The sequence below is a fragment of the Bacillus sp. FSL W8-0629 genome (assembly GCF_038593225.1).
Classification (GTDB): Bacteria; Bacillota; Bacilli; order Bacillales; family Bacillaceae; genus Bacillus; species Bacillus altitudinis.
Genome location: NZ_CP151975.1, coordinates 2987185 through 3007257 on the forward strand (window position 1 = coordinate 2987185; position 20073 = coordinate 3007257).

The window sequence follows — 20073 nt, forward strand, 5'->3', positions numbered from 1 at the left end:
TTGACCACTCGTCCTTCTTCTTCCTCACTTCACTTCCTCATGCTCCTGAGCAGTATCTCTTTTGCTCGCGATAAAGAGTGCACAGGTCATCGCAAGAATGGCCAGTGCCCACCAGAATGTCGATACGGCCTGTTCATGATCAATGATAATCAAACGGATGACAGCTGTGATGCCAATATAAATAAAATAGCGCAGCGGAAAATGAAAGTTGGATTTAAAGTATTTAATAATTAAGGCGATAAACTCAAAATACATAAAGAAGATCAGCAGCTCGCCAAGCATTCCATAATAGCTTTCTCCTTTGTTAAACACTGTTTTATAGACGAATTGTACGATGTACCATGTTTCACTAATTAAGAGTACGCTTAGCGCAATCGCTAGAAAGAACAGGCAGATATTCAGAAGGGCTTGCAGAAGATCAGGTACCTTTTGGAAATTGTTGAATCGTTTCATCAGATTGTTCCCCATTCCATGATGTTGTTTTTGCTCTCTACATTTTGGTATTCCAAAATCGCAGCACGATGTAGTAGGTATCGTTCTTTTCTCCACTTTCAAACTGTCCATGCATTCGGGACATCATCCGCTTGATGCTTCGTTCTCCGAGTCCATTGCTTTCCGGGATGATGTCTGTCTTTTTTATCGCATTGCTCACATGGATTTCAAAGACATCTAGGTCGGATAAAAAAGTGATCTGAATGTCCTTTTCAGGATCTGCGTATTTACGTAAATTTGACATCACATTATCAAACACTCTGCCAAGTTCCTCGACGTTTACGTTAATATAGCTATCCGGCATTTCGCCTACAATATGGACCGTGAAATTCTCCTGATGCAGCAGGGCGACCTGATCTGATAGAAGATCATAAATCACTTCTTTCACTGCAACGGTTTCAAGCTCTGACTCGTGCTCTTTATCTAGCAGGAAATAGGCAAATAGATTGTCAGACAGATTCTTTAATTGCAGGGCTTTTCCATACGCACTCGTTATATATTGCTCCTTGCGGGTATCCGCTAGAGCCTCCTCTTTTTTCGCAAATTCCAGATTCATGATGAGTGATGTCAGCGGGGTCCTCATATCATGCGACATTTCGGTCACTAAACTGCGGCTCTCTTCCTGCAGATCATCAATGGCCTGAAGCTTGTCCAAAAAGGCTGTTCTTAAATCCTCAATGCTCTTTGCAATCATGGCCAATTCATCATGCCCCTTCACTGTCATCTCATAATCGAGCTCACCGCCTTCAAGAATATGAATCTCTTCACGGATCGTTTGCAAGTAACGCAGGCTTCGGCGAATGCCAACAAGCACAATCAGGAGAAAAATGAGTGTTGCACCAAGCAGTTCTAGTGTAAAGGCGAGATCGTGATATCGAGAGGAGTAAAACCCGTCTACCATAACCCTACCTTCTCCGTCGCTAAATTGAACCGGGTAAGAATGACGCTTTGCGTAGTCGGTCACCTTTTCTTTCCCATAGGCCGATTCGTCAGCGGCAGAATAAATCGAGTCATATTGAAGTACTTCATCCTTGTAAACAGTGAGATTAATATAATCTTCTTTTTTCACCCACTCACCGAATGCTTTTCGATCCGTTGAAGTCAGCTCATGTTCTGAAACGTAGCGGCTGAATGTTTGAATGTATCTGGCGGATTCTTCCTTATAGTACTCATCCGAACCTAAATATCCTTCAATCAGGTGATCGGTGATCTTTTGCAGTGTCAAAAAGACAACACCACTTACGATAGCAGCGACCAAAATGAGCAGTGACAGCTTTTTGGTCAGCGTATATTTACGATGTGCCAAACCGGTATCCTCTCCCCCATTCTGTTTTGATATACACGGGACGAGCCGGGTCATCTTCAATTTTGGCACGCAGCTTTCGGATATGCACCATGACCGTATTGTTTGAACAATAAAAATAAGGCTGGCCCCACACGCTTTCATAAATATTTTGAGCAGAAAATATTTTGTTTCGTTTGTTCATGAGCAGTTTTAATATCCGATATTCTAAATCAGATAACTTGATTTGCTGCCCATTTTTCCACACTTCATTAAATTCTTCACTCACCTTCAGGCTACCGCCAACTAAATAGGTTTCTTCCTGTTCCTTTTTTTCCTGATAGATGGTATATCTGCGCAATTGCGCCATGACCCTAGCGTGAAGCTCCTCTTCTGAAAAAGGTTTTGTCATATAATCATCTCCGCCAGCGAGTAGTCCTTCGGTTTTATCCCATGTACTAGATCTGGCGGTCAAAAATAAAATTGGCACATTTGAGGTGGCTCTTATTTGCTGGCACGTTTCGATCCCAGAGATACCTGGCATCATAACATCCAAAATCACCAAATCAAGCGAATCATCTACAACATACAATGCCTGCTTGCCATTCATGGCTCTCAGCACCTCATACCCTGCACGTGTCAGAGATTCCTGCAAAAGATCACCGATCTCCTGATCATCCTCTACAACTAATATTCGATGGGTCATGTCTCAATCACCTCATCCTTCATGATGTTCATTCTTATATGTTATTACTATATATCATCTAGCTATGTGAAAAGATACACCATAAATCTTAAGTGTTTATGAATATGATCAATTGCCATCAAGTTGTCACATTTATTTTCAAAAAATTGGATCTTCATAAATGATTAAGAATTGACCTGTATATTGATTCATTGAAGGATTTATCTTTAGATCCAATACAAGAAAAGGAGCATAGATATGAATGTAAACAAGGTAGAACACGGACAACCAATGAGTCTCAAAGAACGGGTGCATTTCTTGGACATCGTACGAGGATTCGCCTTAATGGGGATTATTTTGGTCAACTATTTTTTGATTGTGGATTCGGTCAAGGGATTTGAGATGGAGTCTAATGATGTATTTCACCACATTGTGAATTGGTTTGCCTCGGGGAAATTCATTACGTTATTTTCTTTTCTATTCGGGGTTGGTTTTATGATATTTATGGATCGAGCCGCTCAAAAGGTGGACAGCCCGAACAAGTTGTTTGCTCGCAGATTAACCATTCTCTTAGGGATTGGTCTTCTGCATGTCACGTTTGTATGGATTGGAGATATTTTAACCTATTATGCTATCGCGGGCTTTTTACTGCTTTTCTTTTACAAACGCACAGCCAAAACCATCCAGTACTGGCTCATCACACTCTTTGTGATTCAATTGCTCACGCCTCTTTTCACCATGCTGCTCAATACCATCAGTACAGGATCATCAGGCAAGCCGGATTTTGCCGATTTTGAATTGACCAGTCACAACAGTCTGACTTATTTAGCATCGATAGGTGACCGGTGGACGGATATGTTCACGATGGCTTCGAGCTCATTTTCCACCGTCTATTCCATGTTCTTCATGTTTTTACTTGGTGTGTATTTTGTGAAAATGTCGTTTTTCAAAAACATGGAGACGAAAAAAGCGCTTTGGAATCGTATTTGGATGATTTGTACAATTGCTTTTCTTATCACACTAGCCAGTTCGATTATGACAGCGGTCACCCCTTTTGAACATACGCCATGGATGAACATTGTCTCTGCACTTGAGCAAAATGGGGGATTGACTGGCAGTATGTTTTATATGAGTTCACTTGCGATGCTGTTTCTGCACATTCCTCAGCTGCGAGGTGCTTTAATGGTGTTCACCAAAGTCGGACGAATGTCCCTGACCTGTTATTTGCTTCACTCCATTATTGGAACAATGCTATTTCTCAAGTACGGAGCTGGACTTGCCGATCATCTTTCACCGGCTGGCATGTTCTTCATGGCTATTGGCGTGTATGCCTTCCTTGTCCTTTTCAGTACGTTATGGTTAAAGCGATTTAAGTCTGGACCGATGGAATTTATCTGGCGTCAGCTGACGTATGGGAAGGTCAATGACCAATCGAAAACAAATACATTTCAGGCGGCGAAGTAGAAGTAATAGAAAAAGGGCGAATTACGACAGTTCGCCTTTTTTCATGTGTTGAGTTTTTGTGATTCAGATACAATCCGTTCATTTTATATATTGATCCATCATTTCTTGCAATTGAGTCAAATAACTCTCTTTTAATTCATCGGGGTATTCAATTTTCACATGTTTCCCAAATGAGATCAAATAGTGAGTCATATACGATAATTCTTCTTGGTTGTATCCCCCTACAATATAAGGCGTATCATCAATGGTCTCCAATCTCATATTCGGATAATGATTCTTCAAAAACTTCTCTTTCCCTTGTTCCGTTAATCGACATTTAAAAGAGATATCATGATAGGTTTTTTCGTACTCGAGCTGCAGTGCTTTTAATTCTTCCTTCGTAAAAGTGTCTTTCGTTTCTTCTTCGATCATCATGTCCGTCATACAATCACATCTGTAGATGCCCCACTTTTTATTCTGAACATCATATGCTTCGGTGAACCAAATCCCATTTCGATAAAACAACTCAAGAAATTGTAGCCTGATCCTTTTATGTTCATATTGAGTGTATGTCATCTTCACGATTTGATCTTCCATCATTGCCTGCAATATCAAATCCAAATGATTTTGTTCACTCACTGGCGCGACATGATAGTAATGAATCACATCCAAAATCTCCGTGATCCGATGTTTTCTCTCATCAGACATTGTAGCAAACAGTTTTTGGCGAATTTGTGAGTAAGACTTTTTAAACGGTGTTGCTGACAACAGATCTAAGGCTTTAAGAGCGAAAAAAATGGCTTGAACTTCATCTATTTGAAAATAGATCGGAACCAATGGAGATTGATTCACGAGCCGATATCCTCCATGTCTGCCATTTTCAACATAAAAAGCTAAGCCCATGGACTCTAGCTCTTCCATATCTCTTAAAGCCGTACGTTTAGAAATGCCGAATTCCGATTCTAAATCCTTTAACTGAAATGAATATTTATCACTTAAAAATATAAGCTCTTGGTTTAAGCGTTCTGATTTTTTCATTTGATTTTCCTTCTGAAAAAGGTGACATGTTTTGTCATCTTTATATTTTATACTCAGTTTATCAAAAGAAAAGGAGCATGCATATGAAAACATTCATTATTAACGCGCACCCTGATTTCACTCATCAAGAAAGTTATTCAAGCAAACTGCAAACACTATTTTTAGAACAGTTTAAAAAAAGATTCCCTCATGAGGAGCCAACAATTTTACATTTATATGGAACTGAAATTCCCCGTATCGAAAAAGAACAGCTACTAGGTATTTGGGATAAGCAAGCATCCGAACAAGCATTAACGGCTACCGAAGAAAAAATCGCCGCTTCTTCTGCTGCTTTATTGGCTCAATTCAAAGCACATCATCGAATCGTGATTGTATCACCTGTTCATAATTTCAATGTGACGTCACGTATGAAAGATTATATAGATAATATCTTCATTGCTAGAGAAACGTTCAAGTATACAGAAAATGGTTCAGTTGGTCTGATGACTGACGATTTTCGTGTACTTTTGCTTCAAGCAAGCGGCTCAATTTTCACAAATAACGATCGGTACACACCACTGGAATTTTCATATTATTATCTAAAGGAAATATTCCAAAACTTGATGGGCTTTCATCAATTTCATATTGTCCGGGCACAAGGAACAGCGATTTTAGATCAAAAAACTATCTTACAATCTGCATCTGATGATATGACGAAAACCTTTGATGCGTTTTATGCACCTCGTTAACCTCTATTTTTTCAAGACCCAGAACGAAAAATTTTGCTCACTTGTCATCAATCTTATTTTTTTGTTTTGGGGTGATTCCTATCTGCTAGTACAAATATTATTGATGACTAATGCTGCCGTTTCACTCGGATGGCTAAGAGGGAAATGGTGGCCATACGGAACAAAATCAACCTTCCCAAGATGCGATGGCGCAGAATAGCCTCTGTCATACTCCCCCCAAATCATGTGAAGATGATCCTTTGTGACTTCTTTAAAGTCACCTCGATCGGTTTTCAGTAATAAATGGTTAAGCTGAACCGTCGTATTTAAAATTCTAGGAGAAGTAAAGCTGTTTCTGATTTTTTCAATATAATGTTTAGGGATGCTCTCCGTGCTTTCAAACAAACCATTTCTTAATACATAACGCTCTATCAAATGAGTCGTTGCCAATCTTAATGTCCATTTGTTCAGAAATTGAGGAACATGTAGTGTTTTTGCCTTTTGTTTAGCAACAGGCGGCTGAAGTAAAGTGATGGAATACTTCTTATCGATGTATTCTTGTCCCAATGCTTCCAAAAGAATATACGCACCGAATGAATGACCGATTAGATGTGCACCATTCGTCGCTTTTTCTATTACTTTTTTCACTACATTTAAATAGATATCTAGAAGATGTTTCTCTCGTTTAAAGGGAGAACGCCCCAAACCAGGAAGGTCCAAAATCCATACAGGTTGACCTGTTTCCTCATGAAGCTCCTGTGCTAAAGGAAATAAATCTTCTCCATCACTCAATAAACCATGTAATAAAATAAACGGCTTCCCTTCTCCTTGTAATTGGTAAAGGGTGTTATTATCGCATAATGTTCGTTTAAATAAATGTTGGTGCTCACCATTTTGAGCCATCATTCGATAATCTAGATCAGCTACTACAGCAGGGAAAAATGTCATGACACTCGTCTTCTTAAACCAATCTTCTCCCATTATTTTTTTCACTGAAACATTTGAGAACATTCGTTTTGTCATAAAATTCAATCCGTCAGAAGGAATGTTTGTGAGTTTACTTACACCACTCTTCATGATAGCTTTCATCAGTGGCATAGGAACAGAGATGCTAGGTGCCTTCATATTCATACTTTCTGACATAATACTTAATAGTCCAGCAACGTTCTGATCGTGCTCTTTGTCTTCAACAAGTGTATATGTTTGAATAGCCGGCTGCTCCAACTTGAAAACCTGTACAATAAACTTCGCAAACTCATCGTTTGAAATAAGTGGTAACCGATAGTCCTTACCTCCAGGAATCACCGGCATGAGCCCTCTTCGCATACTCTTTACAAGCAAACCCAATCCTGCAATTTGCTCTGTACTCCCTGTTTGACTACTACCAACAACAGTTGGCGGATTAATGACAGAAAGCGGATAACCTACTGCTGATGCCTGTTGACGAATATAAAGATCTGCTAAAAACTTTGTTCTCTCATAAGGATTTTTTATTTTCAAGTAATCGTTTCCTTCTTCAAACACGTCGATGGCAATCTTGCTATTTTGATCATCAAAGGGGCTCATATAACCGACAACATGAATAAATTGCTGCAAGCCCTTCAATTGATGAATACTTTTAGCTAACTCACTAATGTGTTTGGCGCCATTCAAAAAGACAGAAGCTGCCTCTTTACTTGTCGCTTGAATATCCATAGGGCCTCCTGCGTGAATCATCACATCCGTCTTCAATACCCTCTCTTTATCTTCAGGACTTAGACCTAAATCTATTTTCGTCAAATCACCTTCAACAAAGTGCATCACTGACTCTTTTAAAATACCTCTTTCTTGAAAAATGCGTGTTGCTTTACTTTTTGACCTTACTAAAAGAAGAATGTTCACATCCTCTTTCGCTAATTCCTCGACTAATTGCTTCCCAATAAAGCCCGTTCCACCAATTAAAAATACTGTTTTCATCTGAGGTCTCCTTTTTAGTACTAATTAGTACTAATTTGATGTAAAAAAAAATGCTTCTTTTATCGAAGCAAGTTAAATAAATGATCTGCTGTTTTTGTGATGACAGTGGCATCTTTCAATGTTTCTGAAATAAATAACGCTCCTTCAAGATTTGTCATAAAAAGTGATGCCACCTCATCAATCTGAATCGAATCTCTGAATTCCCCATTCTCTACCCCTTGTTTCAGTAATAGAGAAACTTTCTCTTGTAATCCTGTGAAAAAAAGTCCTATTTTTTCTTTTATTTGTGTGGCCTTTGCAGGACTTTGAATATAAAGAGTAATAAATGGACAGCCACCCTTATACTCTCTCGACTGAACGCCTTGTGATAATTGCTTTAAAAACAGTTGAATACGATCTTCAACTGAAAATTGGGTCTGAGACAGTACGTCATCCATTGCGGATTGATACATGTCAATCCAATAATCAACGACCCCTTCTAATAATTCTTCCTTATTAGAAAAGTGATAATACACATTAGACTTTGATACTTTGCTTACACGTACCAATTCATCCATACTTGTATAAGCAAACCCTTTTTCCAAAAATAATGTTGCAGCTACTTCAAGTACACGTTTTTGATTCATTAATTTTGCCTTTGTCATAATTAGAACTATACAGTACTAAATTATATGTTGCAAGTATTTATGATCATTTAGAAAAGAGTTTGATGAAAAAGTTTTCTCGATACAGTCAAACGCAAATGAGGAAACAAACCCTATATCCCATTCCATGGCTTTAATGATAATCATGATGTGGTTTATTTAAATAATGGCTCTGTTAAACTTTAGTGTTGGTAATGAATGAAATTAAGAGGGAACCTTTATTGTCAAGGTTCCCTCTACTTTTGAATCAGCACATATTTAGTAAAACTCGGATACATTTTTACAATGTTCCTCCAATTCAACTATTGTAAGCAACTGTGTTTTTGGATATGGGTTTGAGTTTTCTACGGAATACGTTAGATGAACCAATGCGAATTTTTTTAGTTCACTTATCCAATAAACGACATCATCGGTATCTTCCCTTTTCGCAACTGCGATAGCCTTTTTTCCGTAGAGAATGTGATGTGGATGAACTTCTTTCTTTAATTCATCATTTAAAAACTCCGACATACTTTCATTGATTATCCACCAAGGTTCATCCATAAATGTTTCAAGAACACTTATCATATCATTAATCACTTCCCTAAATTAAGAGACTATCTATGAGCCTCCGAAAATTAAACATTAAATTTCGAAAGACGTAAGCTATCATAAGAGTTGTTTTCGTCAGCAAAATATCTAACAAGATGAATTATTAATAGTGAGAGGAAACTAATAATAAGAGAGTTTCTTTTAATTATAATCTTCTCCTACCATTAAAGTACTATACTTTGTTTTAAATTTTTCATACTTTCTCTCATCCTTAAATAATAAAAATGCCCCTCTGTCATCATAAATATGATAAATAAAATCTTTATTTATAAAGAATATTTCAGGATAACTACAATATTTGTCATTGAACCTCGGAGCCATACTTTTAAAATCTTGATTACATATAGCCTTGATTATTTTCTTGTACTCTATATGCTGTTTTTTTGTTTCTAAAGAATACTGAATGACTTTTCCATTCTCATCTTTAGAATTTTTTACATTGAGTCTATATTTATTAATTTTTTTTGAATATTTACTATATACTCCTATCGGCCTCTGTAATGAATGCTCGCTTCGAACAATTGTGACGACGAACAATAAATCGTTCTCCCCAAAAAGTTCATCAAATATACTTATTGCAACATTATAAACCTTATTAAAATATTGAGGATTTAAATGGCCTTGATCATTAAACTGATACATGTCTTTTTCGAGTTGAATATGAAGGCTTAGAGGTAACTCGTTAAAGGAATCATTAATTAAATCAATATTGAATTCACTTTGTAAATAATCTAGGTGAACCATATCTCATTCTCCATTCATTCTTTTATGTACAATTCTTATTTTATTCATACTCGACCACTTTTATTTAGTGTAGCTATACGCTCTCCGGATTTATTCATTAATTTGTAGTAACTTCCTCCATGAGAATTCCCTTTCCCAAAATCTCTTGAAATGGACCAACCAGATGTAGGATCTTTCCACTTTTGTCTACCTTTAACCTTCTTAGTGAAAAGAGAAATCTTAATCCAGTATCATTCAATAAAGATTTTTACATTTTTTAGTCAACTTAGATGTAACCAATGAAATAGAAAAAGACGAACTTAAAAAGTTCGTCTCCTACACTAAAAGGTCATCTTGATGGGCACAAATTCGGCACGCTTCATCAACCTCTTATATCAATCATTTTCAATCCTCTGTATTAACCAATCGAACCTTCCATCTCAAACTTAATCAAACGGTTCATTTCAACGGCGTATTCCATTGGCAGTTCTTTTGTGAATGGCTCGATGAAGCCCATGACGATCATTTCTGTTGCTTCTTCTTCAGAAATTCCGCGGCTCATCAAGTAGAATAGCTGTTCTTCTGATACTTTTGATACCTTCGCTTCGTGCTCTAATGAAATGTTGTCGTTTAAGATTTCATTATAAGGGATCGTATCAGATGTTGATTTGTTATCCATGATGAGTGTATCACACTCGATGTTTGAGCGTGCACCCTCTGCTTTGCGTCCGAAGTGAACGATTCCGCGGTATGTGACTTTACCGCCTTGTTTGGAAATCGATTTCGATACGATCGTTGAAGATGTGTTTGGTGCAAGGTGAATCATTTTTGCACCTGCATCTTGGTGCTGACCTTTACCTGCTAGGGCAATACTTAATGTCATACCACGAGCGCCTTCACCTTTTAGGATAACCGCTGGGTATTTCATTGTCAGCTTAGAACCGATGTTTCCATCAATCCATTCCATTGTTGCATTTTCTTCACATACTGTACGTTTTGTCACAAGGTTGAAGACGTTGTTTGCCCAGTTTTGAATCGTTGTATAACGGCAGTAGCCGCCTTTTTTCACGATGATTTCAACAACCGCACTATGAAGTGAGTTTGTTGTGTAAACTGGAGCTGTACAACCTTCTACGTAATGCACATGTGCGCCTTCATCAACGATGATCAGTGTACGTTCGAACTGACCCATGTTCTCAGAGTTGATTCGGAAGTATGCTTGAAGTGGTGTATCTACTTTTACGCCTTTTGGTACGTAGATGAATGAACCACCAGACCATACAGCCGAGTTAAGCGCAGCAAATTTGTTGTCAGTCGGAGGAATGACTTTTGCCCAGTGCTCACGGAAGATGTCTTCGTTCTCTTTTAATGCACTGTCTGTATCTTTAAACACAATGCCTAGATCTTCAAGATCTTGCTTCATGTTGTGATACACAACTTCAGATTCATACTGAGCAGATACACCTGCTAAGTACTTTTGCTCTGCTTCAGGGATTCCAAGCTTATCAAAGGTTTGTTTGATTTCTTCTGGCACTTCATCCCAAGAACGCTCAGAGCGTTCTGATGGTTTTACGTAGTACGTAATTTCATCAAAGTTTAATGCATTTAAATCTCCGCCCCATTGTGGCATCGGCATGTTGTAAAAGTGCTCAAGAGATTTCAAACGGAAGTCGAGCATCCACTGAGGCTCTTCTTTCATACGAGAAATTTCTTCAACGATCTCTTTTGTCAGTCCGCGCTCTGAACGGAAAATGGAAACGTCTTTATCAGAAAAGCCGTATTTATATTCACCAACATCTGGCATTTTTTTAGCCATCCATTTTCACTCCAATCTTATGATTTGCCGTTATCTTCGGCAGATGCGCCTTTTTCAAGCGCCTTCCAGGATAATGTTGCACATTTGATGCGCGCTGGGAATTTTGCCACTCCCTGCAGCGCCTCAATGTCACCAAGATCAATGGAATCGTCGTATTCTTTTCCTAGCATCATATCGGAGAAAATCTGAGACATTTTCAAAGCTGTTTCAATATCTTTCCCTTTAATCGCCTGCGTCATCATAGAGGCAGATGCCATCGAAATCGAGCATCCTTCTCCTTCAAATTTCGCATCGATGACTTTTTCGTCTTCGATTTTCATCGTGAGACGAATGCGGTCACCACACGTAGGGTTGTTCATATCGACGACAATGCTGTCGTTTAACACACCTTTGTTTCTCGGATTTTTATAATGATCCATAATCACTTGTCTGTACAGTGTGTCTAAGTTTACATTAAAAGACATTCGTAAAATACTCCTTTGTCTTACGGAGCGCTGCCATGAGCTCGTCAATCTCCTCTTCTGTATTGTACAGATAGAAGCTTGCTCTTGCAGTCGCTGATACACCAAGCCATTTCATGAGCGGCTGTGCACAGTGATGTCCAGCACGAATGGCGACACCTTCCGTATCTAGAACAGTTGAGGCATCATGAGGATGGACGTCGTCTAAGTTAAACGTCACAAGTCCAGCTCGGTGCTGCGGTCCGTAAACCGTGGCACCTTCAAGCTCCTTAAAGCGCTCAAGTGCATAAGTCGCAAGCTGATGCTCGTAACGGCTGACTTCCTCCATTCCGATGTCATTTAAGAAATCAATCGCTTTTCCGAGCCCAATTGCTCCTGCAATAATCGGTGTTCCCGCTTCAAATTTCCACGGCAGCTCTTTCCATGTAGAATCATATAGATCCACAAAGTCGATCATTTCACCGCCAAACTCAGCAGGCTCCATATTATTCAAAAGGTCCTTCTTCCCGTAAAGAACACCAATGCCAGTCGGTCCACACATTTTATGCCCAGAGAAGGCGAAAAAGTCGCAATCCAAGTCCTGAACATCAATTTGCATGTGAGGGGTGCTCTGGGCACCATCGACGACGATAATTGCACCGTGATCGTGAGCAATCTTTGCGATGTCTTTAATTGGGTTGATGGTTCCTAATACGTTTGAGACATGTGTGACAGCAACGATTTTCGTTTGATGTGTGATGGTTTGCTTCACATCTTCAAGCGACAGCGTGCCGTCTTCCTGTAACGGAATATATTTCAATGTGGCGCCAGTTGCTTTTGCTGCCTGCTGCCAAGGGATGATATTCGCATGATGTTCCATATGCGTAATGACGATCTCATCGCCTTCTTTAAGGTTTGCTCTAGCATAGCTGATTGCCACTGTGTTCAGTGCTGTTGTTGTACCTCTAGTAAAAATAATCTCCTGGACAGAAGAAGCGCCAATGAATGCTCGAACTTTCTCTCTTGCACCCTCGTATGCGTCCGTTGCTTTTGTGCCAAGGGTATGAACACCCCGGTGGACGTTCGAGTTGTAAGACCGGTAATACTCATTCATTGCATCAATGACAACTCGTGGTTTTTGAGATGTCGCTGCACTGTCCAAATACACCAAATCATGTCCGTTCACTTGCTGATGAAGGATTGGAAACTGCTCACGAACGTCTTTGATATTCATTATTTTACTTTCCTTTCAATCACAGAAACGAGCTGCTTTTTAACTCCTTCAATCGGCAGTTCTTTGACGACTGGATTTAAGAAGCCATAAATGACAAGTCTTTCTGCATCTTCTTTGGAAATCCCACGGCTCATGAGGTAATAAAGTTGAATTGGATCAACACGCCCAACAGAAGCAGCGTGCCCTGCTGTTACATCATCTTCATCGATTAAAAGAATTGGGTTAGCGTCACCGCGTGCTTTCTCACTCAGCATGAGAACACGAGATTCTTGCTCTGCATTTGACTTCGTTGCGCCATGCTCGATTTTACCAATCCCGTTAAAGATAGAAGATGCTTGATCCTTCATGACACCATGCTTCAAGATATACCCTTCAGAGTTTTTACCAAAGTGGATGATGCTTGTTGTGAAGTTTTCCGTTTGATTCCCGCGGCCAACAACAACTGATTTTGTATCACCGAATGTACCGTCGCCCATAAGCTTCGTGATGTTTTCAGACACGACATCTCCATCATTCATCAGACCAAGCGCCCATTCGATTTTACTGTCACGGCCATTTGCCATACCACGTCTATTCACATAGACTGTCACACCTTCTGCAAGGTTATCCACTGCACCGTAAGTGACGCGGGCATTTGCACCCGTGAAGACTTCTGACACGATATTGAAGATCGCTTCTTCTGGTGTTGCCGTACTGATGTAGTTTTCGACATATGTCACAGCACTATGATCGTCTGCTACAACGATGACATGATTGAACAACGTTGTTTCGTCATTTTCATGAAGATAAACGGATTGAATGGGTGCTTCAAGCTCTACGTTTTTCGGTACATAGAGGAAAGCTCCGCCATTCACTAAAGCAGCATGTAGAGCTGTTAGTTTGTGCTCATCCACTTTCACTGCATCTGTCATGAAATATTTCTTCACTAGGTCTCCATGTTCGCGAATCGCTGTATGGATATCAGTGAAGATCACGCCTTTGTCTTTTGCTTCCGTAGAAAGAGACAAGTATGCTGGCGTTTGATCACGCTGAATGTAGACTGTCTTATCTGTGTCCTCTAAATCAATAAGAGACTTCACTTCTTCAGGAAGCTCTTCTAAAGATCCAAATGGCGCACTTTCGACTGTATGCTGTTTGAAATTGGTTAAATTCCATTTAGAAATATTCGTTTTGTCAGGCTTTGGCATTGGAAGGTCTTCTGCTTTTTCAAGAGCCTGTAAGCGAAGGGAACTCATCCATGCCGGTTCCTGATGCTTCTCGGAGAAGCTTTTGACATAATCTTGATCTACTGATAATTTCGTTTCTAATGTCATCAATAATCCTCCTAACGCTTACGCTTCTTGACCAACAGTTTCGTCTTCAATTCCTAACTCTTTTTTAATCCAGTCATAACCTTCTGCTTCTAGACGCTGCGCGAGTTCTGGTCCGCCAGATTTCACAATACGTCCTTGCATCATGACATGAACGTGATCTGGTGTGATGTAGTTCAATAAACGCTGATAGTGAGTGATCATTAAGCAGCCGAAGCTTTCGCCGCGCATTTTATTAATTCCTTTAGAAACAACTTTCAGCGCATCGATATCAAGACCAGAATCGATTTCGTCAAGAATGGCGATTTTTGGTTCAATCATCATTAATTGAAGAATTTCGTTGCGTTTTTTCTCCCCGCCTGAGAAACCTTCGTTTAGGTAGCGCTGTGCCATATCTGGGTCCATTTCAAGGAATTCCATGTTTTCGTCCATTTTGCGGATGAATTTCATGAGAGAGATTTCATCGCCTTCTTCTCTGCGTGCGTTAATAGCCGAACGAAGGAAGTCTGCATTTGTCACACCACTAATTTCAGATGGATATTGCATTGCAAGGAAAAGACCCGCTTGAGCGCGCTCATCTACTTCCATTTCAAGAACATCTTCGCCATCAAGCAAGATGCTGCCTTTTGTCACTTCATACTTAGGGTGGCCCATGATAGCAGCAGATAAAGTAGATTTACCTGTTCCGTTTGGTCCCATTACTGCGTGGAATTCTCCACCTTTTATTTCTAGGTTTACACCTTTTAAGATTTCTTTCCCTTCAATCTCAACGTGCAAGTCCTTAATTGTTAATGTCGAAGCAGTCATATATCGATACCTCCAAAATAATCATTATTCTCAATTTATTCTCATTCTAATTTTATAACAAATTAAAAGTGAATACAACACATTCACGACAAGCGTGAGAGGATGCTCTCAAAATTCTAACAAAAAATACAGGTAGATAAAAGGATTTATGTCGAAAAGACAGTTTTCATAAAGAAAGGACGGGAAACTATTCTCCCCGTCCCTTAGCTATTTAATAGCCTTGTATATTCATTTTTGCGAGCTGCCTTTTCTCATCTCGATAGGACTGCTCTCGTTTATATTCCACTTTCATCCTTAAGTCATGGTCTCTTTCGTACTCTGCATAGCTCATGCCATGAGCTTTATGCATGGCCTTTTCCATCTCGGCGGTATAATCCAATCCCAGTGTACTATGGTCCGAACAAATAATAAACCATTCCCTTCTTTGAGTGTAGCTTCATTGTATCAAAGGCACGCTGCTTCACTCAAAAGGGATATAACACGCTATGCTGGCATATTTTCTCACACAACCGGCTGAGAACGACTCAACTCCCTGAGATGGAAAAATACCATCTTATCCTTCCCTTAATGCGTCTGTCCTCCAAATTCATCGATACATTGCTGAACAACTGTGATGCCTTGACTTAGCGCAGCACCGCCACCAAACGCTGTCGCCACACTGACGACCTCCAGCAAATTCTCTTCTGTTGCGCCTTGATCGAGTGCTCCCTTTGTATGATAGATCATGCAATATTCATCCTGTGCATGAATGCTGATGCCGAGGGCAATCATTTGTTTTTCTTTTTGTGTTAAGGAATCACTCTGAAAGCACTGCTCCGTAAATTCATTGAATTTCTTGCCAAACACCGGCATTTTCTTCTGAAATTCACCCATTGCCGTTTTATAATCCGTCAGTGATTGCTGCATCGATCCGCTCATATGTTGTTCATTCATCTTCATTCCATCCCTTCAGGTCATTTGTTCGTTTTTATTATGAGCGAGATTTGAAAAAATACACAAAAAAACCTCGCTTTCATGAAAGCGAGGTTGCAGATGATTGACAAAGGGCTAAAATGATCTTTATTTTAGCCCTTTGTCTTCTTTTTTCAGCGTGATAGAAAACCTTTGCAGTCTAGGAAGGGCGAGTACCGGAGCAGAGCGAATTTGACATTCGTGAGCACCGGAGCGCAGACCTGACAACGAATGCGAGGGTTTGTCTACACGTTGAAACCTCGCTTTGATGAAAGCGAGGTTTACAAGTTGTTATTCAGATACAGGCAATACTGCACCATCATACTTTTTGTCGATGAATTCTTTGATTTTTTCAGAGTGAAGAACTTCCATTAATACCTTGATCTTCTCTGATTTTTCGTCACCTTTGCGAACAGCGACGATGTTTGCATACGGGTTGTTTTTCGTTTGCTCAAGTTCAATTGAATCTTTTTTCGGATTCAATTTATTTTGGATCGCATAGTTAACGTTAATAAATACTGCATCGCCTTCACTGTTTTCATAAGCTTTCGCTGTTAGTTCAGGAGCGATTTTTTTGAATTTTAGGTTCTTCGGGTTTTCTTTGATGTTTTTGACTGTTGCGTTGATTGTATCTACTTTTGGATCAAGCTTGATCACACCAGCATTTTGTAATAGGGCAAGCATACGTCCTTGCTCAGCTACGTTGTTTGTCATGATGATCGTGCCGCCGTTTGGAATATCTTTTACTGATTTGTATTTCTTAGAGTAGATACCGAAAGGCTCAAGGTGAACGGCACCAGCACTCACTAAGTTGTAATCTTTGTTTGATTTATTTTCTTCGTTTAAGTAAGGGATATGTTGGAAAAAGTTTGCATCCACTTCTTTTTCAGCTAATGCTTTGTTGTACATTTTATAATCGCTCAGTACTTTCACTTTTAGATCGTAGCCTTTTTCTTTTAGAAGTGGTTTTGCTTCTTCAAGAATCTCGGCATGTGGTGTTTTTGAAGCGGCAACCGTGATGGTTTTGTTATCGCTTGCGTTATTTGATGAACCGCACGCAGCTAAAATGCCTGCAAATGCTAGAAATAGTGCACTTAAAATCAATTTCTTCATGAATAATTCCTCCCTTAACGTTTATCAATTTTATTTGTAATCAAATCACCGATTATTTGAATGATAAAGACGATGATCAGAATAAACACTGTGGCTACAAGTGTGACATCTGTATTACCAGATTGGTATCCTTCCACATAAGCAAGGTCACCCAGTCCGCCTGCTCCAATTGCACCTGCAATCGCAGTAGAGCCAATCAGAGCAATCGCTGTTACAGTAATTCCTGAAATAAGGGCTGGCAGTGATTCTGGCAGCAATACTTTGAAAATAATGGTCGACGTTTTTGCTCCCATAGATCGTGCTGCTTCAATGACTCCTTTGTCTACTTCACGCAGTGCAATTTCAACAAGACGTGCGTAGAAAGGAGCTGAGCCAATGACAAGGGCTGGTAATGCTGCATTTGGGCCTAAAATTGTATGCATTAAAAATTTCGTAAACCCTAGTAAAAGAATAATTAAAATGATAAAAGGAATCGATCTGAAAATGTTGACGACTGCGCCGATGACAGCATTGATCGGTTTATTTTCCCAAAGACCGCCTTTTCCTGTAAGGAAGAGCAGTAGGCCAAGAATAATACCGATCACAAAGGCAAATGCCAATGAAATGAGTGTCATATACACTGTTTCACCCGTCGCGTCCCAAATGACATCTAGATCAACGTTCGGAAACCATTTCTCAAACATGTGTCATCACCTCGATTTCAACCTGTTTGCTTTGGATATAGGCGATGGCTTTTTCAACTTCGTTCTCGTCTCCATTAATATGGATAAAGAGTGTTCCAAACGCGCCTTCCTGCGTTTGAGAAATCTTTCCTTGCAGGATGTTCACATCGACCTTGAAGGATCGAATGATTTCCGTGATCAGCGGCTGTTCGGCAGAATCTCCGATAAAGGACAACCGGACGACCTGACCTTCTTTTACTCTCTCTAGGACGTGCTCGATCGTTTCTTTTGCTTCTTCTGGTTCAGCAAGCTGTTTCACGAATCGTTTCGTCATTTCTTCTTTCGGCTGTCTGAAGACACGTAATACTTCGCCTTCTTCGACAATACGGCCATTCTCCATCACCGCCACACGGTGACAAATTTTGCGAATGACATGCATTTCATGTGTGATCAATACAATGGTGAGTCCTAGTCGTTTATTAATATCGGCTAAAAGCTCAAGGATGGAATCTGTTGTTTGTGGATCAAGAGCAGATGTCGCTTCGTCACATAGCAGAACTTTTGGGTCATTCGCTAATGCTCTCGCAATCCCTACACGCTGCTTTTGCCCGCCGCTGAGCTGAGAAGGATAGGCATTTTCTTTTCCTTCTAAACCGACCAATTTAATCAGTTCGTTTGCACGAGCTCTCCGTTTTGATGTTGGTACACCTGCGATCTCGAGCGGGAACATAATATTTTGTCTCACTGTTCTTGACCAGAGCAAGTTAAAGTGCTGGAAAATCATGCTGATTTCTTGTCTTGCTTTCCGAAGTTTCGCATTCGATACTTCATTGATTCGGTTGCCTGCCACTTCAACGATTCCTTCTGTTGGCAGCTCCAGACCGTTTAATAGGCGAATCAGGGAGCTTTTCCCTGCGCCGCTATACCCGATAATTCCGAATATTTCACCTTTATCGATATCCAAGTTGACGTCTTTCACGGCATCAACATTTCCGCTTTTTGAATGATACGTTTTTGATACATTCTGTAAATGGATCACAGTCTGTTCACCTGCTTTCTTGCTGAATCTATAGGTTGCCATCACATACGTTCAATTATTCTTCCGACTGTTATGACGCTAGCCTGACGCCAGGTCAGTAAAAAAGACCTAACTGCAACGCAAGCAGAAAGGCCTTTTATATCAAATACGCCTTTCTCTCATCTTTCAAAGCATTGCGGCTTTGAGTGAATTGGCACCAATTTCAGCTATGCTGACGGTTGCCGGGTTTCATAGGGCACGTCCCTCCACCTCTCTTAATAAGAGAAAATATGTTGTTTTATGTGATGTTCATGTTTTTACTAACGTAGAATATCATGCTATCTGAGATATGTCAACGCTGTAAATCGCTAATTTCCAAGTAAACGACTACGTTATCATTTTTCGAAAAAAACCGTTCGTCAGCCAAAGTACTGCTTCTAGTCGAAGAAGTGCTCGAAATGAGCCTTTCACTTTCACTTGTCCTCTGCTGATCAGCTGCTGTAAGGACATGTCTCCATCTAATAATTGCAAAATCTCTTTTCGCTCACCATAAAAGATGAGATCCGATAACTCAATTGCAGGTAGTTTCTTCACTTCACCACGTTCATCCACAATCAATGTACAAGAGTCCGTTTCCGCCTCAAATGTAATCTTCAAGGATGATGATGAGAGCAACGGCTTTAACAATAATCGCTGCCCTGCACTTCCATGGGCTTTCACATTTTCCACATGTATAACCTCCCTGTCATTTGGTTATACATAACATTTCTCTACAAACATCGGCTTGTCCTTTATAAATAGCTCGACAAATTTTCAAATGAATTGCTTGAAATATGACAAAAAACCGCTTTATTTAGCGGTTTCAATCATTTCGTGAAGATATGGAACGGAGTGAAAGGCATAGCCTTTTTGCACGATTTCACCCTTTTTAAACAGGAGAAAGCAAGGGACACTTTCGATCTCAAATGCTTTCGCAAAACTTGGCGAGTAATTTAAGTTATTCTCATAAAAAGGAACTTCCGGCTGCATGGCATCAACCACTGCCAGCATCTTCTTTGCCAGCTGGCATGTTCCGCAAAATGGTGTATATAAGTACAAAAGAAATAAATCGTCCTCTATCTCCTTGAATTCATGCTCTTCAATCTCTTTCATATACGTCAC

Annotated in this window: 22 protein-coding genes and 1 riboswitch; of the genes, 2 read left to right on the top strand and 20 right to left on the bottom strand. The window is 39.8% G+C overall.

Annotated features, from left to right (window positions below; genetic code table 11):
- Positions 1-24: 24 nt before the first annotated feature.
- The 3 genes from psiE to NSQ17_RS15605 are packed head-to-tail and all read right to left on the bottom strand — an operon-like array spanning position 25 to position 2480.
- Positions 25-453: a phosphate-starvation-inducible protein PsiE gene (gene psiE / locus NSQ17_RS15595; protein ID WP_073412652.1), complete on the bottom strand. Its 429-nt coding sequence runs from the start codon at positions 451-453 to the stop codon at positions 25-27.
- A gap of 37 nt (positions 454-490) precedes the next feature.
- Positions 491-1798: a HAMP domain-containing sensor histidine kinase gene (locus NSQ17_RS15600; protein ID WP_342467578.1), complete on the bottom strand. Its 1308-nt coding sequence runs from the start codon at positions 1796-1798 to the stop codon at positions 491-493.
- A complete protein-coding gene (locus tag NSQ17_RS15605) occupies positions 1785-2480 on the bottom strand; it encodes a response regulator transcription factor (RefSeq protein WP_024719771.1) in 696 nt (231 codons plus the stop codon). Before NSQ17_RS15605 ends, NSQ17_RS15600 begins: the two co-directional genes overlap by 14 nt.
- 237 nt (positions 2481-2717) lie before the next feature.
- Here NSQ17_RS15605 and NSQ17_RS15610 point away from each other — a divergent pair, with 237 nt between their 5' ends.
- A complete protein-coding gene (locus tag NSQ17_RS15610; RefSeq protein WP_342467579.1) occupies positions 2718-3923 on the top strand; it encodes a DUF418 domain-containing protein in 1206 nt (401 codons plus the stop codon).
- A 78-nt stretch (positions 3924-4001) separates the two neighbouring features.
- Here the strand turns inward: NSQ17_RS15610 and NSQ17_RS15615 are convergent, their stop codons facing one another.
- A complete protein-coding gene (locus tag NSQ17_RS15615; protein ID WP_342467580.1) occupies positions 4002-4940 on the bottom strand; it encodes a WYL domain-containing protein in 939 nt (312 codons plus the stop codon).
- An 83-nt stretch (positions 4941-5023) separates the two neighbouring features.
- Between NSQ17_RS15615 and NSQ17_RS15620 the strand changes: the two genes are divergently transcribed.
- Positions 5024-5668: an NAD(P)H-dependent oxidoreductase gene (locus NSQ17_RS15620; protein ID WP_342467581.1), complete on the top strand. Its 645-nt coding sequence runs from the start codon at positions 5024-5026 to the stop codon at positions 5666-5668.
- A gap of 78 nt (positions 5669-5746) precedes the next feature.
- On the opposite strand, the gene NSQ17_RS15625 is transcribed toward NSQ17_RS15620, so the two are convergent.
- From NSQ17_RS15625 to NSQ17_RS15700, 16 genes are all read right to left on the bottom strand, one after another.
- A complete protein-coding gene (locus NSQ17_RS15625) occupies positions 5747-7603 on the bottom strand; it encodes an alpha/beta fold hydrolase (protein WP_342467582.1) in 1857 nt (618 codons plus the stop codon).
- A gap of 59 nt (positions 7604-7662) precedes the next feature.
- On the bottom strand, positions 7663-8229 hold the full coding sequence (locus NSQ17_RS15630; protein WP_046526624.1) for a TetR/AcrR family transcriptional regulator: 567 nt from the start codon (positions 8227-8229) through the stop codon (positions 7663-7665).
- Between the two features lie 276 nt (positions 8230-8505).
- Positions 8506-8814: a hypothetical protein gene (locus NSQ17_RS15635; protein ID WP_073412669.1), complete on the bottom strand. Its 309-nt coding sequence runs from the start codon at positions 8812-8814 to the stop codon at positions 8506-8508.
- Positions 8815-8979: 165 nt separating this feature from the next.
- Positions 8980-9582: a hypothetical protein gene (locus NSQ17_RS15640; protein ID WP_096881824.1), complete on the bottom strand. Its 603-nt coding sequence runs from the start codon at positions 9580-9582 to the stop codon at positions 8980-8982.
- A 397-nt stretch (positions 9583-9979) separates the two neighbouring features.
- Positions 9980-11377, bottom strand: coding sequence for a Fe-S cluster assembly protein SufB (gene sufB, locus NSQ17_RS15645; protein ID WP_007500362.1), 1398 nt, complete (start codon positions 11375-11377; stop codon positions 9980-9982).
- A gap of 17 nt (positions 11378-11394) precedes the next feature.
- Positions 11395-11841: a Fe-S cluster assembly sulfur transfer protein SufU gene (sufU, locus tag NSQ17_RS15650; RefSeq protein ID WP_008347017.1), complete on the bottom strand. Its 447-nt coding sequence runs from the start codon at positions 11839-11841 to the stop codon at positions 11395-11397.
- On the bottom strand, positions 11831-13051 hold the full coding sequence (locus NSQ17_RS15655) for a cysteine desulfurase (RefSeq protein WP_008347019.1): 1221 nt from the start codon (positions 13049-13051) through the stop codon (positions 11831-11833). The genes sufU and NSQ17_RS15655 overlap by 11 nt, the downstream gene beginning before the upstream one ends.
- Positions 13051-14364: a Fe-S cluster assembly protein SufD gene (gene sufD, locus NSQ17_RS15660; protein ID WP_342467583.1), complete on the bottom strand. Its 1314-nt coding sequence runs from the start codon at positions 14362-14364 to the stop codon at positions 13051-13053. Before sufD ends, NSQ17_RS15655 begins: the two co-directional genes overlap by 1 nt.
- An 18-nt stretch (positions 14365-14382) precedes the next feature.
- Entirely contained in the window at positions 14383-15168 is a 786-nt protein-coding gene (gene sufC, locus NSQ17_RS15665; RefSeq protein ID WP_007500355.1) for a Fe-S cluster assembly ATPase SufC, read from the bottom strand.
- Positions 15169-15379: 211 nt separating this feature from the next.
- Entirely contained in the window at positions 15380-15517 is a 138-nt protein-coding gene (locus tag NSQ17_RS15670; RefSeq protein WP_162835676.1) for a hypothetical protein, read from the bottom strand.
- 215 nt (positions 15518-15732) lie between these two features.
- The gene (locus NSQ17_RS15675; protein WP_024719777.1) at positions 15733-16101 is read right to left on the bottom strand and encodes a carboxymuconolactone decarboxylase family protein; all 369 of its coding nucleotides are present in this window, start codon (positions 16099-16101) and stop codon (positions 15733-15735) included.
- Between the two features lie 309 nt (positions 16102-16410).
- A complete protein-coding gene (gene metQ, locus NSQ17_RS15680; protein WP_342467584.1) occupies positions 16411-17232 on the bottom strand; it encodes a methionine ABC transporter substrate-binding lipoprotein MetQ in 822 nt (273 codons plus the stop codon).
- Positions 17233-17246: 14 nt separating this feature from the next.
- Positions 17247-17915 (bottom strand): methionine ABC transporter permease, encoded by a 669-nt coding sequence (locus tag NSQ17_RS15685; protein WP_017368014.1) that lies wholly within the window; start codon positions 17913-17915, stop codon positions 17247-17249.
- Positions 17908-18933 carry a methionine ABC transporter ATP-binding protein gene (locus NSQ17_RS15690; protein WP_024719778.1) on the bottom strand — a complete coding sequence of 342 codons (1026 nt, stop codon included), beginning with the start codon at positions 18931-18933 and terminating at the stop codon, positions 17908-17910. The genes NSQ17_RS15685 and NSQ17_RS15690 overlap by 8 nt, the downstream gene beginning before the upstream one ends.
- Before the next feature lie 155 nt (positions 18934-19088).
- Positions 19089-19197, bottom strand: a riboswitch (SAM riboswitch).
- A 102-nt stretch (positions 19198-19299) separates the two neighbouring features.
- On the bottom strand, positions 19300-19641 hold the full coding sequence (locus tag NSQ17_RS15695; protein WP_008347033.1) for an SCP2 sterol-binding domain-containing protein: 342 nt from the start codon (positions 19639-19641) through the stop codon (positions 19300-19302).
- A gap of 120 nt (positions 19642-19761) precedes the next feature.
- Positions 19762-20064 (bottom strand): thioredoxin family protein, encoded by a 303-nt coding sequence (locus NSQ17_RS15700; protein ID WP_007500346.1) that lies wholly within the window; start codon positions 20062-20064, stop codon positions 19762-19764.
- Between the last annotated feature and the right edge of the window lie 9 nt (positions 20065-20073).